Consider the following 16,389-nt stretch of genomic DNA (forward strand, 5'->3'; position numbering starts at 1 on the left):
CCATGTGTCTATCCATCCCTTCTCAGGTGGTGCAGCTGCACCCCGAAGATAACTGCGTCACCGTCGACACCCTGGGGGTGCAACGCCGGGCCAGCTGCATGTTGCTCGAAGATCCCCTCAACCTCGGCGACTATGTGCTGCTCCATATCGGCTTTGTGATGAGCAAGATTGATGAAGAGGAGGCGCAGGCCAGTCTCGAGAGCTTCCGCCAGATGGTGGCCCTGATGCCCGAACAGGATATCTTGCCATGCTGACCTTGAATGACCTGTTTCAGGGCTTTCGTCAGCCCGACGTCATCCGCGCCCTCGCCGCCCAGATCACCGAACTCGCCAAATTACTCCCCGAGCCGCTGCGAGTGATGGAGGTGTGCGGCGGCCATACCCACACCATCATGAAATACGGCCTGCACCAGCTGCTGCCGGCCAGCATCGAGTTCGTCCACGGCCCCGGCTGCCCGGTCTGCATCATGCCCAAAGAGCGCATCGATCAGGCCATCGAGCTGGCGAGTCAGCCCAACGTCATTCTGGTCACCCTGGGGGACATGATCCGGGTGCCGGGCTCCAAAGGCACGCTTGCGCAGCAGCGCGCCAAGGGGAGCCATATCCGCCCAGTCTATGACCCCCTCGACGCCCTGCGCATCGCCCGTGAGAACCCGGAAAAAACCGTGGTCTTCTTCGCCATCGGTTTCGAGACCTCCACCCCCATGACGGCCGCCTTGCTGGCTGCCGCTGAAGAGCAAGGGATTGAGAACCTCCTGTTTCATATCAACCATGTGCTGGTGCCGCCCGCCATTCACGCTGTGATGGCCGACGGAGTGGCCAAGGTGAACGCCTTTATCGGTCCTTCTCACGTCAGCGTCATCACAGGCGCCGATATCTACCTGCCCATAGTCCAGCGCTATCAGGTGCCTGTGGTGGTGAGCGGCTTCGAGCCGGTGGATGTGATGGAGGCACTGCTGATGATGGTGCGCCAGAAGGTGGAGGGTCGCTACGCGCTGGAGGTGCAGTACACCCGCGCCGTCACTGCCAGTGGCAATAAAACCGCCCAGCGGCTGGTCGAGCGCTTTTTCGAGACCCGCGATCACTTTCGCTGGCGAGGTCTGGGGGATATCAACGCCTCCGCCCTGCGCCTGCGCGATGCCTTCGCCAGGCGCGATGCGGAGCGTCACTTTGCACTCAGTGAGACCCCCATCGATGACCACAAGGCGTGCCAGTGCGCCGATATCCTGCGCGGGCTGGCCAAGCCGAACCAGTGCAAAGTCTTCGGCCGGGGCTGCACCCCGACCCAGCCCATGGGCAGCTGCATGGTCAGCTCCGAAGGGGCCTGCAATGCCTACTACCGCTATATGGGGATCCAGCAGCAATGATCGAAATTCAGTTAAGCCACGGTGGTCGGGTGATGAGGAGAGATGAACCAGCCTGTTTCGGCAATCTTGTGGAGAACCAGACCCGATGAGAGAAATCCAGTTAAGCCACGGCGGCGGCGGTGTCGAGATGAATCAGCTGATCAACCAGCTCTTCTTTCGCCACTTTGGCAACGAGATCCTGCTGCGCGGTGAAGATGCCGCCCTGCTGCCGGTAAGCGGCCCCGTCGCCTTCACCACCGACAGCTTTACCGTCTCGCCGCTCTTCTTCGAGGGGGGCGATATCGGCAAACTGGCCATCGCCGGCACGGTCAACGATCTCGCCATGATGGGGGCCAAGCCCGAGTATCTGAGCTGCAGCTTTATCATCGAGGAGGGGTTCCCCTACTCGGACCTCACTCGCATCGTCGAATCGATGGCCACTGAGCTTGCCAAAAGCGGCGCCCGCATCGTCTGCGGAGACACCAAGGTGGTGCCCAAGGGGGCGGCCGACAAGATCTTCATCAACTCCAGCGGGGTCGGCACCTTCCCGCTGCCCGAACAGAGCCGGGGCATCTCGGTACGCAACCTTAAAGCCGGTGACGCCATCCTGGTGTCGCGGGATATCGGCAGCCACGGCGCCTGCATCCTGATGGCCCGCGACGCCCTGCAACTGGGCTCGGATCTCAAAAGCGACTGCACCACCCTCTGGCCACAGGTAGAAGCGCTGCTGAAGGCAGGCATTACCCCCCACGCCCTGCGCGATGCCACCCGCGGTGGCCTTGCGGCCGTGCTGAATGAATGGAGCACCGCCTCCCAAGTGGCCATCGAGCTGGAGGAGTCCGCCATTCCGGTCTGCGATCCGGTGCGCGGCCTGTGTGAGCTCTACGGTTTCGAGCCCCATGATCTCGCCAACGAGGGAACCATGGTGCTGGCACTGCCTGCCGAACAGGCGCAGGACGCGCTGGGCATCTTGCGGCAATTCAACCCAGCAGCCAGCCAGATCGGCGTGGTGCAGGCGAGTGATCGCCACAAGGTGATCCTCAATAACCCCTGGGGCAGCCGCCGTTATCTGGAGCTGCCGCAAGGGGAACTGCTGCCGCGGATCTGTTGAGCGGCCATGCCGTTCACCCATATGCCATTTTCCCAATTAGGGGGAGGAGTCACTCCTCCTCCCCATATCGGTTAAGGAGCCACCATGCACGAAATGTCTCTGGCCATGGCCGCCATCGATCTGGCGGCCGAACAGGCCACCCAGCGGGGCTTTACCAAGGTGACCGCCCTCTGGCTCGAGGTCGGCAGCTTCTCCTGCGTCGACCCGGACACCATTGCCTTCTGTTTCGAGGCCGCCGCCAAGGGCACAGTCGTCGAGGGGGCCCAACTTCACTTTCAGCACCAGGCGGCAGAGGCCTGGTGTTACGACTGCAACCAGACGGTCACCCTCACCGAGCGTGGACAAGCCTGTCCCGAGTGTGGTGGATACAAATTACGAGTCGCGCAAGGGAACAGCCTGCGCATCACCGACATCGAGGTAAGTTGATATGTGTAGCGTATGCGGATGCGGCCAGGCGCGGATCGCCGGCCATAAAGATGGTAACGACCATGCCCACCACCACGATCACGACCATGAACACGCTCATGAGCACCACCATGAACATGGCCATGAGCACGATCATCATCATGCCCATGAGCAGAGCGCGCCGCGCACCCTGATCATTCACCACCACTATCACCATCAGGGGGATGTCCATCACCACTACCACGGGGTGCGGGCGCCAGTGGGAGCAGAGGGTCATGAGCACCATCACAATCACCCCCACGACCATCATCATGATCACGCCCACCCGCATCACCATAGTCATGCTCATGACCACGAGCATCCCCATGACCACGACCACGACCACGACCACGACCACGACCATCAACAGGGTGAGCTGCACTATGGCAAAGGGGAAGCGGGATTGTCGGTGCCCGGCATAGGGCAGCGTCAGCTGATCGCCATCGAGATGGATGTGCTGGCCAAGAACAACAAGCTGGCAGCCCACAACCGCGAACACTTCGACGAGGCGGCCCAGTTGGTGCTCAATCTCGTCTCTAGCCCGGGTTCAGGCAAAACCACCTTGCTGTGCGAAACCTTGCGCCAGCTGGCCGACAAGCGCCCCTGCGCCGTGATCGAAGGGGATCAGCAGACCAGCGCCGATGCGGATCGCATCCGTGCCACTGGTGTCCCTGCCGTGCAGATCAACACCGGCAAGGGCTGCCATCTGGACGCCAAAATGGTCCACGATGCCTGCCACCAGCTGCCCGCCAATGAAGGGGGCATCCTCTTTATCGAGAACGTGGGCAATCTGGTCTGCCCCGCCAGCTTCGATCTCGGCGAGAAGTACAAGGTGGCGATCCTCTCCGTCACCGAGGGGGAAGAGAAGCCGCTGAAATACCCGGATATGTTCGCCGCCGCCCAGCTGATGGTGATCAACAAGATCGATCTGCTGCCCCATGTCAGCTTTGACGTGGCCCGCTGCATCGAGAACGCCAAACGGGTCAACCCCTATATTCAGGTGATCCAGGTCAGCGCCACCACAGGCGAAGGGATGGATGCCTGGCTCAACTGGCTCGCCAGCGCCTAAGTACGAACCGGTTAAACACCGTTGCTAACGGTGGATAACAAGAGAGGGAGGCTGATGCCTCCCTCTCTTTATCTGCGAACCTTGCCAGCCGTTCTATCTATCGACGCCAAACGGCCAGCTTCTCATGTTAGCCACCCCCTCACCCTAGCCCTCTCCCCAGGGAGAGGGAACCGGTTTGTGGATGCCGCATTCCACTCCCGTCTCAACAGGGAAAGGGAAACCTGTTTATGGATGCTGGCATTATGCTCGAAATATTCGCCCACTGAGAGAGACTGCGAGTATAACAACCCGTCATATTGCCCAAACCCCAAATCCCGTGTCTGGCGAAATGGCACCTTCCGCTCCCTTCTCCCCTTGCGGGAAAAGGGTTGGGGATGAGGGGGAAGCCAATCCTCAGGCCACGCTACGAGCCATCGCCTCCTGCTCAGCAGGCACCTCACCAAAGCGCAGCATCCGATGGCAGACCTGGCGCAGCAGCGCCTGCTGGTGACTGAAGATCAGCATGCCAAGCCCGCGCTGCTCGCACTCGCGCATCAACTCCTGCCAGAGCTGGCGCTGGATTTGCGGATCCAGCTGGGCGGTCACCTCATCGGCGACAAGCAACCGGGTGCGGGGATCGAGGGCGCGCAGCAGCGCGATGCGGGCCAGCTCGCCACCGGAGAGCTGACCGGGTTTACGGCCAAGCCACGCAGGCTTGACCATAAAGCGGGCCAGCATGGCGTCATCAGGGCGCCACAGATCCCACAGCGCCTGCCCGGTAGTGCGATAAGGATTGAAGGTGAGCTCAGGGTGCTGGGGCACCAGCTGGATGGGGTTATAGCCTTTTACCTGTTCAGGCATAGGCTGCCCATCCAGCAGCATTTCCCCGCTTCCCCGAACCGGTTGCCAGCCCGCCAATACCCGCCCCAGCGTGGTCTTGCCATAACCGCTCGGGGCAGATATCCCCAGCCGCTCGCCCGCTTTCACCGTTAGCGATAACCCCTGCCAGAGGGGGCGTTCCCCCTGGGCGATGGTGAGATCCCGAACTTCAAACATCAACAGACCTCCGGGGTAACAAAGGATGAATGGCGTTGTTGCGAGCCCTGAGATTGAATCCCCGCCATTGCATATTTGCCGCGCAGCAAGCTGCCTGTTTAAGAGACGTAAACATCAGGAGACCTCCGACGTAGCAGGAAAGAGCGCGTTGAACTCGGGCAGCGCCTGCCAGTGGGCGCGCAGCATCTCGCTCCCCTGCCCTTGGCGCAGATGGTGGCTGCTCAGGGTATCGCTCACCTTGCCCTGATGCAGCGCGACTATGCGATCGGCAAAGCGGACCGCCAGCGCCAGATCATGGGTGACCCAGAGAATGCCGCTGCCCCGATTGGCCAATTCGCGCAATTGGCTGAGCAACAGGCAGGCCAGCTCCTCATCGAGCCAGGCGGTGATCTCGTCCGCCAGAATGTAGCGGGCGCCGCCGAGCGCCGCAGTGCAGGCCAGAATGCGCTTGGCCATGCCGCCGGAGAGCTGGCGCGGATAGCGGTCCAGCGTGGTAGCAGGCAGCTGGTAGCGCAGCAGCTGCTGGCCGAGCCGCTCGCGAGAACCGTTCTGGCCACAGAGACGTGCCGCACGGCCCAGCTGGCGCTCTACCGTCAGCAGTGGATTGAGGGCGCTTACCCCCTGTGGCACATAGCAGAGGGTGTGGCCGCGCAGACGGGCACGACTGGCATCGCACAGGGGCGTGCCATCGAGGGAAATGGTGCCACGCATCCGCAGGTTGTCCGGCAGCAGGGTCAGGGCGCTTTGCAGCAGCAGGCTCTTGCCCTCGCCGCTCCCCCCCACCAGCGCCACTATCTCCCCCGGCGCCAGTTGCAGGCTGATATCGGTCAGCAAAGGCTGCCAGCCGCGCCGTCCCAGCCAGGAGTAGTGGGCGGCCTCTATGGTCACGTGGTCAAAACTCAGCATGCTTCACTCCTGTGCCACAGCAGCTGTTGCAAAGCGCGGGTAGCCTGATCAAACAGCAGGACCAGCAGCAGCAACATCAGCCCCGGGAAGAGGGCCAGCCACCAGCCGCCGCCGGCCAGATAACGCAGGGCATCGGCCAGCAGCAGGCCAAGAGAGGCCTCGTGGGCCGCCAACCCGAAGCCGAGAAAGCTCAGCGCAGCGCTGTGCAGCACCGCATGGGGAAACATCAGCAGGGTGCCGATAAACCACTGGGGCAACAGCCCCGGCAGCAGGTGGGTGCGCCAGCGACGCAGCGCCCCCATCCCCTGACAACGGGCCAGCACCACGTAGTCGCTGCAGGCGATCCGCCGCGCTTCTGCGCAAAGGACCAGCGCCAGCTTGGGCCAGTGGGTGAGCGCCACCGCCAGGATCACCCCGCGCATGCCGCCCCCTGCGGTAAAGCAGATGAGGATCAGCAGCAGCATATGGGGCAGCGCCAACATGGCGTCGATCACGAGGCGCACCGCCGCATCGCACCTGGGGTGAACCAGCGAGAGGCTGGCCGCCACCATGGCCAGCAGGCCGCTACACAGGGCCGTGCTGATGCCCAGCTCCAGACTGGTGAGGGTGCCCTGAAAGGCCCGCAGCCAGAGGTCCCGTCCCATCTGATCGGTACCGAACCAGTGCACCAGCGAGGGGGGCTGCTGACGGGCCAGCAGATCCATCGGCACATCCTGATGAGAGAGGCTCCAGCCATAGCTGGCCAGCAGCAGCAGGCAGATCAGGGCAAAGCCCAGACGTAGCAAGGAGGGGAGCGGATTAAACAGCATGCACACCCTCCCAACCGCGGTTGATGCGGGCCAGCAGTACCCGCGCCGCCGTGTTGCCCAAAAAGACCAGCAGGGTGCAGAAGAGCACTATGCCCATCAGCAGGGGAATGTCGCCACGCAGCCCCGCATCCACAGTCGCCTGCCCAAGCCCAGGATAGGAGAAGACCTTCTCCGCCAAGAGCGATCCGCCAATCAACTCACCCAGCGAAGCAAACTGCAGGCAGAGCGCCGGGGTCAGGGCATGGCGCAGCACGTGAAAACGCAGCATGGGCCAGCCGCCATCCCCCTGGGCGCGGGCGTAGCGAATAAAATCGCTCGCCAGCACCTCGGCTACCCGCGCCCGGGTGTGCAGCGCGATATTGCCAAGCCCCAGCAGGGCCAGGGTTGTGACCGGCAGCAGCAGATGACGCAACCGCATGGCCCAATCGGCCTCATCGGCAGAGAGACCCGGCGTCCAGGCGCAGCAGACCGGCAACAGCGGCCAGTGCACCGCAAACAGGGCGAGCAGCAAGAGGCCGACCCAGAAGGTGGGCAAGGAGGCGAGCAGATAGGCAAAGCGGCAGATAAGGCGATCGGGCCAGCGATTGAGATAGCGACCGGCGCAGAGGCCCAGCAAAATGCCGAAAAAGCCGGAGAGCAGCCAGGCGCCCGCCAACAGCAGAAAAGAGGCAGCAAAGCGCTGGCCAATGACCTCGCTCACCGGTGCGTTGTAGAGCATGGAGTAACCGAGATCCCCCCGCAGCACCTGGGTAAACCAGTGCCAGTAGCGCAGCCACAGCGGCTGATCCAGCCCCCAGCGGGCTGCAATGCGGGCGTACTGCTCGGGGGGCACATGGAGCAGATCGTTGCCGATATAGGCCTTGATGGGATCTATGGGGGAGTAGCTCAGCAGCACAAAGGTGGCGACAGAGACCAGACACAAGAGCCCTGCCAGACGCAGCAGGGCTTTTAGCAACAGATAACCTGAATGACTCAAGGGCGAACTTAACGGCACGTCCACCGCCAATCCTGCAGGTTGTTGAGCAGGGACCAGCTACCGTGGATCTCCGGCGCCCCCTTGCCAAGGTCAATGCAGCGGTTGGCCAGATAAGTGTGCTGCACATTGAGCAGCCAGGACCAGGCGGCATCTCCCTGCACCCCGGCGCCAGTTTTGCCATCCCACTCCACCTGCTGCCAGAACGGCACGGCCGCCTGCCAGTTCGGGGCATCCAGCGCCTGCTTGAGGTGCGCATCCACCACCGGATTCTGGTAGTAGCCCGGGTTGTAGAACTCAACACCGCCCGAACCACTCTGGTAGTGGTGATAGAGCTCCATGGGATCCAGACTCCCCCACCCCATCAACACCGGATTGGCGTGCATCTCGCGCTCCACCTGCTCCCAGCTGCCGGATTTGAGGCTCACCTCCAGACCTATGGGTTTGAGCATGGCGCGCACCGCTTCAGCCAAATCCCGGCGAGTGCTGTCGCCACTGGTGTACCAGAGGGTAAAAGCGGCGCGCAGGTTGCCCTTGTGGCGAATGCCGTCGCTGCCCATCTTCCAGCCTGCCTCGTCGAGCAGGGCATTGGCATGGGTGACATCCCCATCCTTAAAGGCGGCTGCAGGGTTCTTCCAAGGCAGGCCTTCCACCGCGCTGTATGCGGGGATAGCGTGCCCTTCCAGCAGCTGATCCGCCAGCAGCTTGCGGTCGATGGCGTAGTTGATGGCGCGGCGCACCGCCACGTCCGAGGTCACGTCGTTGCCGATGGGATAACCCTTGGCATCCTTGCCGCCCGCAGGCGGAATGGGGAAGACGATGCCACGGTTCTCCACGCTCGGCCGCACCCAGAGCCGCAGCGAATCCGGCACAGTGGGGGCCAGCGACGGGGGAATGCGCACCAGATCGAGCTGGCTGCTCTGGGCGGCTGCATAGGCGCTCTCCTCGTCGATGAAGACGAATACCAGCCGCTTGAAGTCATTGTTGCCACCGGCGTAATAGGGGTTCGCCTCCACCACCAGTTGCTGACCGGGCAGGAAGCTCACCAGCCGGTAAGGGCCTGCGCCGACTGGCTTTTGGGCGTACGCCTTGGCGTTGTAATCGTGCTTTGACACTATCCCCAAGGAGCCCAGCACATTGACGAAGGTGCTCTGGGGGGCGCTCAAGACGATGGCGACCTCGGTGGGCGACACCACTTCAGCCTTCACGATATTGCCCATGTCGATCTTGCCGCCACCCTTGGCTGCGCTGTTGTAGGTAAAGGCCACATCCTCTGCGGTGAGCGGCGCGCCATTGGAGAATTTCAGGCCAGGCTTGAGGGTAATAAACCACCCCTTGCCATCCTTGCTCGGGGTCACCGCTTGGGTGAGCAGATCCTGCCAGCCGAGATCCGCACTATCGCCAGCAATCTGCTTGAGCAGCGGGCTGTGCAGCAGCAGATGGCTGCCGTGACTCCAGCCAAGCAGGGGGTCGAACCCTTCGGTGGGCTCGCTGCCGATGGCAAGCTTGAGTTCGGCAGGCACAGGTTGGGCGGCCTGCACCGAATGAGACATGCCCGAGAGCAGAGCCAGCAGTAGGGTGGCAACCACAGGGGCGCCATAAGGGCGAACCTGGCTGCGGGCATGACGGGGGATGGTCATAAGACTCCTTATCCATCTGAGCCAGCCGACGCAGGGCGCCGGGCGACACATCGAACGAGGGGGCCGACAGGGGCCCCCGATATATGGCGGATGCTCCCTGAAACCTAGGACTCGGTGGCCCCTAGCCCCTGGCTGCGGCGGGCACCAAACAGCCGTCTGCGCCCCAGATCCACGCCGACGGCACCTTGCTGTAGCGGCAAGGAGTGCAGCATTTTGAGGGTGCTGCTCACCAGCGAGCGCCCCTCCTCGGCCCCGAGATGGGGATCGAGCGGCGACATCAGGGAGCTGGCCAGCAGCTGTCCCGTCTCGGGCAGTTCGCCCACCATAAAAGTCATGTTGCCGCAGGGGAGCTGCAGAGCGAGCCGATCGCTGCTGCGGCGCACCGGCCAAAGCTGATCCGGCCCCGGCAGCACCACCAGGCTCAGCATCCAGGGGGTGAGCACGCAACCGAGCCACTGACCTTCAAACAGCACGCACTCGGCCACTATGGGCATGGTGGCGTGATAGAAGGGCAGCCCTTGCATCTGTTCCCGGGCGATCCGCTCATACTGGGCCACCAGCAGGGGCGCAGGATTGCTGGCAAAACCGATGAACTCCTGCACGTCATCAAGCTCGCTTAAATGGGACTGCGCCATAAACCCTCCTGCTCCTGTTTTGCCTTTTCCTGTTCGGAAAGCGGCATTGCGGGGGCGCCAACACTGGCCAGCAGGGTCAAAACCCGATCCGTCGCCTCCCCCATGGCGGCCGCCACCACAGGAGTGAGCCCGATGCGCGGTTCGAGGGATTCGGGTTCGACCCCGATCAGGGTGAGCCGCTTGGGCGACTCCCCAGTCATGTGCAGCGCCGAGAGCACGTCTGCCAGCCCCAGCTGATGGGGGGAGATCTTGCGGCCAAACAGGGTCGGGATCTCCTCATCCTTCAGGGTCACGACGGTGCCCGGCGGGTTACCGCTGCGCACCGCATCCGCCAGAATGATGTGATCGCGACTGGCCATGGCTTCGAGCAGCTCCATGCCGGCGGTGCCGCCGTCGAGCAGCTCTATGCCGGGGGCGAAACGGTATTCGCGCCCCAGCGCCTCGACGATGCGCACGCCCACCGCCTCGTCGCTCAGCAAGAGGTTGCCGACCCCCAGGATCAGGGTGTTCATCACAGCACCTTCACCTGAGTCGTTTCGCCATTCTGGGTATCCACCACGTGGACCGCGCAGGACATGCAGGGGTCGAACGAGTGGATGGTGCGCACCACCTCCAGCGGCTTGGCGGGATCCGCCACCGGGGTGCCCACCAGCGCCTGCTCGTAGGGGCCGGGTTCGTCGTTGAAGTTGCGCGGGCCCGAGTTCCAGGTCGATGGCACCACAGCCTGATAGTTGGCGATCTTGCCCTCCTTGATGACTACCCAGTGGGAGAGCATGCCCCGCGGCGCCTCTTCAAAGCCCACCCCGCGAAACTCCTTGTCCGCCGGGATCTCGGCCTTGATGTAGGCGGTGAAGTCCCCCTTGCCGATGTTGTCGATGAGCGCCTTCCACTGGTGCGCCAGGGTATCTTTCAGCACGCAGCAGCGCACCGCGCGACCTATGATGCGACCCAGGGTGGAGTGCAGCTGTTCAGTCTTGATGGCCGAGCCGGTGAGCGCCTTGTAGATGCCGTTCAGCTGATCGAAATGGGTCACAGTGCCAGGGTGCTTGGCCGCCAGTTTCACCAGCAAGTCTGCGAGCGGCCCTACCTCCACCACCTTGCCGTAGAAGGTGGGGGATTTGACCCAGGAGTATTTGCCGTCATCCTGCCAGCCGGTGTAGTTCGGCTCCGTCTTGCCCTCCCAGGGTTTGAGGGGGGCGTCATCCTTGTACCAGGCGTGCTTGTTGCTCTCGGCGATGCCCTCCATCAGCCAGGCGTCCTGATGGCTCTCTATGGGGCGGTAATTCGCCAGATCGCCATTCTCGATATAGCCGCCCGGCATCAGGAAGCTGCCGCCGCTGGCGTCGGTGGGGAGCTCCGGCACGCTCAGGTAGTGTTTGGCCCCCTGTCCCAGGCTCAGCCACTCGGGGTAGTGGGCGGCTATGATGGCTGCATCCACCTTGTAGACCTGCTCGATAAACTCGCCGAGCCGGTCAATAAAGCTCTTCACATACATGAGGCGCTCGAGGTTTAGCACGCTGGGCGCATCCAGGTTGATGGGGTTGGCCACGCCGCCTACCGCCAGATTCTGAATGTGCGGGCTCTTGCCCCCCAGAATGGCGACGATGCGGTTGGCATCGCGCTGGCACTCCAGCGCCTGCAGGTAGTGGGCCACGGCGATGAGGTTCACCTCAGGGCTCAGCTTCATCTCCTTGTGACCCCAGTAGCCATTGGCAAAGATGCCGAGCTGGCCGCTCGCCACCAGAGCGCGAATTTTATCCTGCACCTTGGCGAGCTCTTCGGCGCTGTTGAGGGACCAGGTCGATACCCCCTTGAGCAGGTCGGCCGCTTTTTGCGGATTGGCCTCAAGGGCCGCCGTGATGTCCACCCAGTCCAGCGCGGAGAGCTGGTAGAAGTGGACTATATGATCGTGAATGTTGTGGGCCGCGATGATGAGGTTGCGGATGAACTGGGCGTTGACCGGCACCTTGGCGCCGATGGCGTTCTCCACCGCCCGCACCGAGGCGATGGCATGAATGGAGGTACATACCCCGCAGATGCGCTGCACAATCATCCAGGCATCGCGCGGGTCGTTGCCCTTGACGATCTCCTCCATGCCGCGCCACATGGTGCCGGACGACCAGGCCTTGGTGACTTTGCCGCCTTCGATCTCGCAGTCGATACGCAGGTGCCCCTCAATACGGGTGATGGGGTCTATGGTGATACGTTGGCTCATACGTTGGCTTTCCCTCGGGCCTGATAATCTTGGTGAACACGTTCAAGTGATGGCAGTACCGGCAACAGCCGGATCAGCAGCAAATAGGCACAGACCTCGATGGCGACGAAGCCCAGGGAGATCAGCACCTCCTCCGCGGAGGGGAAGTAGTGGTAGCCATTACCGGGGTTGAAGGCGAGCAGGGAGTAATCCAGTCGCCAGAGGGCTGCGCCCAGCAGCATGCTGAGGGCCCCCAGGAACAACATGCGCGAATCCCGGCGGCTCTTGTCCCAGTGGAACACCAGCAGCGGGAATATCATCAGGGCGATCTCGCTCCAGAACATCAAGGCGTAGCGATTCCACTCGGAGAGGTACTCCGACTTGTCGTTGATGACGATCTCGGCAAAGCGCAGCGCCACAAACAGGATCAGGAAGATGTCGATCACCTGGGTCAGCTTGTAGAAGAGTGACTTCTCGTTGGGCCCACGCCCCGCCAGCCCCGCCTGCACCAAAGAGCCCTCGAACACTACGATGGAGAAGCCCATGATGAAGGCGGTGAGCAAGGAGAAGACCGGCAGCAACTCGTAGCTTTGCCAGAGCGGATGTATCTTCTCCCCCGCCACTATCATCAGGGAACCCATGGAGGACTGGTGCATGGTGGGCAGCAGCGCCCCCAACGCCAGCACGAAGAACATGATCTTGTTGAGGCGAATGAGTGACGCCTTCCAGCCGAACTTCTCCAACAGCACAGGTGCGAACTCCAGCGCCATGACCCCGATATAGATGGTCATGCAGACCGCCGTCTCGAACAGTACCGAGGAGGTGTTGAAGTGGCCGGGCAGATAGAAGTACGGCAAATTCCAGTAACGCCCCACGTCTATGGTGATGGAGAGGCCCCCCAGCGAGTAGCCGAACAGGCTCGCCAAGAGCGCCGGTCTGACCAAGGGGTGATACTCGCCCCGGTTGAACACATAGACCGCCCAGGCCAGCGCCCAGCCGCCGCAGGCAAAACCTGTGCCGATCAGCAGGTCAAAAGAGATCCAGAGCCCCCAGGGATAGCCGCCGTTGAGATCGGTGACCGAGCCCAGCCCAAAGAAGAGGCGCTTGAGAATAAGCATGCCGCACAACACGGCGAAGGGGGCCAGCACCAGCACGGGCCAGCTGACCAGCTTGCCGCCAAGCGGATGCGCCTTGTGGTTACTCATGATCCTTGCCTCCCTTTGCCGAGCCTTGCTCCTGGTGACTGTCCGGCCCATGGCCCTCGTCATCATGGTGATCGTGGCCATTCTTCTTGCTGTTGCGACGAATGAGCACCGAGAGCCCGGTCAGCACCACCATGGGCAGCACCATCCCCTTGTAGAGGGTGTGCTGGATATGCTCCGAGCGGGCTCCGGAGGAGAGCTCCGGCAAGTCCGGCATGTCGAGCCTGGTGTAGGGCACCCCGGCCAGCACCAGCACCTGGGTACCGCCCCCCTCCTTCTCGCCATAGACGTAAGGCTGGTAGCTCGGCACCTGATGCAGGTAGGGGTCATTGGCAGAGAGGGTCTGGCGCGGATAGGCATATTCACTGCCAGGGGTCGCCAACAGGCGGCGCTTGGCCTCGGCCATCAGCTCCTCGCGGGTGCCGAAAATCACGGCGCCGGTCGGGCACACCTCGACACAGCCGGGCAATTTGCCCTGATCAATCCGTTCAAGCCCCTTCTGGTTGCAGAGCTCGCACTTGTGGATGGCCCCAAGCGGATTGTCGTAGTCATATTTGGGCACATCGAAGGGGCAGCCCACCATGCAGTAGCGGCAGCCGGTGCAGACGTCCGGATCGTAGTGAACTATGCCGGTCTTGGGATCTTTGGTCAGGGCCTGCACCGGGCAGACAGAAACGCAGTTGGGATCGACGCAGTGCATGCACTGCTTCTTGATGTAGGCATAGCCATCCACCAGCTGATCCTTGTGCTCGCCAGTGCCGCTCTTCCACACCTGAATGATGTTGTTGGTGTAGGGCGTCAGCTTGTCGTTGGTGGACCAGGTCTGTGCTCCCTCCGGATTGGCCGGGTTGCCGTTCAAACGCTGGCACTCCGCCACACAGGCCTGACAGCCTACGCAGAGGGTGGAGTCGTAGAGCATGCCGAGCGACCCGGGAATGGGCGGCTTGTTCTTGGCTGCCGCCAGTGCGGTGCCGGGGACGGCTGTGCCCGCCGCCAATGCACCGACGGAGGCGAATTTGAGGAAGTTGCGTCTGTTCACGGTCATTCCTCCCGTGATGGGTGCTGCCCGGCTTCGTGGCGCTTCTGCTGGCGACCGAGTTCACGCACCGTCATCAGACTTACCCCCACCAGCACCCCGAGGGCCCCCCCGATGAGACCCGTGGCTGTGGGCGAGGTATAGCCCCCCTCCTGGATCTTCACATCGGGTTTATCCACCCGTGGGGTCGGGTTCTCTACCTTGGCGAGCTGGAAGATCCCCTTGCTAAAACCTACCCCTTGCTCGTTGCAGCCATAACAGGGGTGGCCGATACCGACCGGCCAGATGCCGCCGCCCACGTCGCAGAACTCCAGGGTCGAACAGTTGCCGTAGGTCTCGGGCCCCTTGCAGCCCAGATGGTAGAGACACCAGCCCTGACGGTGGCCTTCATCGCCAAACTCCTTGGCAAAACGGCCGGCGTCGAAGTGCGGACGGCGCTCGCAGTTCTCGTGGATAAGCCGCTCATAGGCAAACAGCGGACGCTTCTTGCTATCCAGCGCTGGCAGCTTGCCGTAGGTGATGTAGTAGGCGACCGTGGTGAGGAAGTTGTGGGGATTGGGCGGACAACCCGGGATATTGATGATGGGGGTGCCGATATTGCCGAGGGCCTCTTCCAGACTGACGGCGCCGGTCGGGTTGCCACCGCTGGCGGGCACGCCGCCCCAGGCGGAGCAGGAGCCGATGGCGATGACGGCAGCCGCATCGGCGGCCGCACGACGAATATGGTCGACGATGGGCTCACCGGCCACCATGCAGTAGACACCACCATCCTTGAGGGGAATGGAGCCATCCACTACCAGCACATACTTGCCTTTATAACGCTTGATGGCGTTGTGCTTGTTCTCTTCCGCCTGATGACCAAAGGCCGCCGAGAGCACCTCGTGGTACTCCAGCGAGATGGTGTTGAGGATCAGGTTTTCGATGGTGGGGTGGGTGGCGCGCAGCAGTGACTCGGTACAGCCGGTACACTCCTGCGCCCCAATCCAGATCACCGGCGGCCGCTCCGGGCTGGTGAGCGCCGTGGCCATCTTGGCCACGGCATTCTGGCTTAATCCCAGGGTTGCGGCCATCCCGGCGCACAATTTCATAAAGTCACGGCGATTAATTCCATGAGCCGATAAAAATGTATCCTCGACCATTCTTTTTATTCCCGTCAGTGAGCATTGTTTGACAAATGCTTAATGGCGGGAATGCTATTCCTACCCCTTACCCCCCATGTTGATCTTTATCAAACAGAAACACATTACTTGCCCATGATATCGACATTTCGAAACAAAAAGCTATATATAACATGCACTTATTAATCTCAATACGCAACCAGCCATACCCATAAAGCAGTATTTATTGGCGCATCGTGATTTAAATAAATATAAATTACGCCCTATTCAGAACATGCGTTATGAAAAATGAAAGCGTTGTCACAGTATTTTCTATTTGATGCTGTTAATCGACCATTTAACCCCATGATCTCACCTTGGTATAAATAACACTCCCTTGTTCCAGACCACCAGACTGCAGGAGAATCAATCAACAGATCGCGATTGGCAGAGTCAAGACGCCGGTTGAATGACAGAAATTATCGATGCTGATCGACAGGGAGGTTTTCCTGCATTTCGCAATCAGACATAACCCTTTCCGGGACATTCAACCACCCGTTGTGTGCATCAGACGCTATGGTGCACTCCATCTGCAATGCCTGTGCAAAACGCAATAAACAAGGATGTCAAAATAGGCTGGTTATCACACCATGAGCATGGGCAAACGCTATACCTATAGCCATGGGGCTTGGCTCAGGGGCATTGCGGTGGAACCCGCCGTCACGACAGCCATTTTCCTCTGCCAATCCTGTTTTCATATGGGGTTTTCAGCCAACAGAGAGGCTGAGCTCAGAGGATCCGTCATGGTGCACTCATGACACCAAGCCCGAATCCCGGCACGCAGCAGCCTCCCCTTCCACCCTGGTGGCAAGGGGAGCCGGTGGCGGTCGGAT

17 protein-coding genes are annotated in these 16,389 nt (G+C 61.7%); 5 read left to right on the forward strand and 12 right to left on the reverse strand.

Annotated features, from left to right (window positions below; translation table 11 throughout):
* Nucleotides 1-2 precede the first annotated feature (2 nt).
* The 4 genes from G4923_RS10985 to hypA all read left to right on the forward strand — a co-directional run bounded on the left by G4923_RS10985 (nt 3) and on the right by hypA (nt 2,882).
* A complete protein-coding gene (locus G4923_RS10985; RefSeq protein ID WP_111912945.1) occupies nt 3-254 on the forward strand; it encodes a HypC/HybG/HupF family hydrogenase formation chaperone in 252 nt (83 codons plus the stop codon).
* Complete coding sequence (gene hypD, locus G4923_RS10990; protein ID WP_163137044.1) at nt 248-1,366, forward strand: hydrogenase formation protein HypD; 1,119 nt, start codon at nt 248-250, stop codon at nt 1,364-1,366. The genes G4923_RS10985 and hypD overlap by 7 nt, the downstream gene beginning before the upstream one ends.
* Nucleotides 1,367-1,451: 85 nt before the next feature.
* Nucleotides 1,452-2,456: a hydrogenase expression/formation protein HypE gene (hypE, locus tag G4923_RS10995; protein ID WP_163137045.1), complete on the forward strand. Its 1,005-nt coding sequence runs from the start codon at nt 1,452-1,454 to the stop codon at nt 2,454-2,456.
* A gap of 84 nt (nt 2,457-2,540) precedes the next feature.
* Nucleotides 2,541-2,882: a hydrogenase maturation nickel metallochaperone HypA gene (gene hypA, locus G4923_RS11000; protein WP_163137046.1), complete on the forward strand. Its 342-nt coding sequence runs from the start codon at nt 2,541-2,543 to the stop codon at nt 2,880-2,882.
* Here hypA and G4923_RS21255 read toward each other — a convergent pair.
* Entirely contained in the window at nt 2,860-3,228 is a 369-nt protein-coding gene (locus G4923_RS21255; RefSeq protein ID WP_338120454.1) for a hypothetical protein, read from the reverse strand. The genes hypA and G4923_RS21255 overlap by 23 nt on opposite strands.
* On the opposite strand from G4923_RS21255, the gene hypB reads away from it, so the two are divergent.
* Nucleotides 3,121-3,969, forward strand: a complete 849-nt coding sequence (gene hypB, locus G4923_RS11005) for a hydrogenase nickel incorporation protein HypB (protein ID WP_338120455.1) — start codon at nt 3,121-3,123, stop codon at nt 3,967-3,969. The genes G4923_RS21255 and hypB overlap by 108 nt on opposite strands.
* Nucleotides 3,970-4,362: 393 nt before the next feature.
* On the opposite strand, the gene G4923_RS11010 is transcribed toward hypB, so the two are convergent.
* The 11 genes from G4923_RS11010 to hybO all read right to left on the reverse strand — a co-directional run bounded on the left by G4923_RS11010 (nt 4,363) and on the right by hybO (nt 15,538).
* A complete protein-coding gene (locus tag G4923_RS11010) occupies nt 4,363-5,004 on the reverse strand; it encodes an ATP-binding cassette domain-containing protein (protein ID WP_163137048.1) in 642 nt (213 codons plus the stop codon).
* Between the two features lie 114 nt (nt 5,005-5,118).
* The gene (locus tag G4923_RS11015; RefSeq protein WP_163137049.1) at nt 5,119-5,910 is read right to left on the reverse strand and encodes an ATP-binding cassette domain-containing protein; all 792 of its coding nucleotides are present in this window, start codon (nt 5,908-5,910) and stop codon (nt 5,119-5,121) included.
* Nucleotides 5,904-6,719: an ABC transporter permease gene (locus tag G4923_RS11020; protein WP_163137050.1), complete on the reverse strand. Its 816-nt coding sequence runs from the start codon at nt 6,717-6,719 to the stop codon at nt 5,904-5,906. The genes G4923_RS11015 and G4923_RS11020 overlap by 7 nt, the downstream gene beginning before the upstream one ends.
* Nucleotides 6,709-7,719: an ABC transporter permease subunit gene (locus tag G4923_RS11025; protein WP_163137051.1), complete on the reverse strand. Its 1,011-nt coding sequence runs from the start codon at nt 7,717-7,719 to the stop codon at nt 6,709-6,711. The genes G4923_RS11020 and G4923_RS11025 overlap by 11 nt, the downstream gene beginning before the upstream one ends.
* A complete protein-coding gene (locus G4923_RS11030; RefSeq protein WP_163137052.1) occupies nt 7,704-9,332 on the reverse strand; it encodes an ABC transporter substrate-binding protein in 1,629 nt (542 codons plus the stop codon). The genes G4923_RS11025 and G4923_RS11030 overlap by 16 nt, the downstream gene beginning before the upstream one ends.
* A 104-nt stretch (nt 9,333-9,436) precedes the next feature.
* Nucleotides 9,437-9,967, reverse strand: a complete 531-nt coding sequence (hybE, locus tag G4923_RS11035) for a hydrogenase-2 assembly chaperone (protein WP_111912965.1) — start codon at nt 9,965-9,967, stop codon at nt 9,437-9,439.
* Nucleotides 9,949-10,479, reverse strand: a complete 531-nt coding sequence (locus G4923_RS11040) for a HyaD/HybD family hydrogenase maturation endopeptidase (protein WP_111912967.1) — start codon at nt 10,477-10,479, stop codon at nt 9,949-9,951. The genes hybE and G4923_RS11040 overlap by 19 nt, the downstream gene beginning before the upstream one ends.
* Entirely contained in the window at nt 10,479-12,182 is a 1,704-nt protein-coding gene (gene hybC / locus G4923_RS11045) for a hydrogenase 2 large subunit (protein WP_163137053.1), read from the reverse strand. Before hybC ends, G4923_RS11040 begins: the two co-directional genes overlap by 1 nt.
* Nucleotides 12,179-13,366, reverse strand: a complete 1,188-nt coding sequence (gene hybB / locus G4923_RS11050) for a Ni/Fe-hydrogenase cytochrome b subunit (RefSeq protein ID WP_139744840.1) — start codon at nt 13,364-13,366, stop codon at nt 12,179-12,181. Before hybB ends, hybC begins: the two co-directional genes overlap by 4 nt.
* Entirely contained in the window at nt 13,359-14,408 is a 1,050-nt protein-coding gene (hybA, locus tag G4923_RS11055; RefSeq protein WP_205596987.1) for a hydrogenase 2 operon protein HybA, read from the reverse strand. The genes hybB and hybA overlap by 8 nt, the downstream gene beginning before the upstream one ends.
* Entirely contained in the window at nt 14,405-15,538 is a 1,134-nt protein-coding gene (gene hybO, locus G4923_RS11060) for a hydrogenase 2 small subunit (RefSeq protein ID WP_025326646.1), read from the reverse strand. The genes hybA and hybO overlap by 4 nt, the downstream gene beginning before the upstream one ends.
* Between the last annotated feature and the right edge of the window lie 851 nt (nt 15,539-16,389).

This window comes from Aeromonas rivipollensis (genome assembly GCF_010974825.1).
GTDB classification, from domain to species: Bacteria; Pseudomonadota; Gammaproteobacteria; order Enterobacterales; family Aeromonadaceae; genus Aeromonas; species Aeromonas rivipollensis.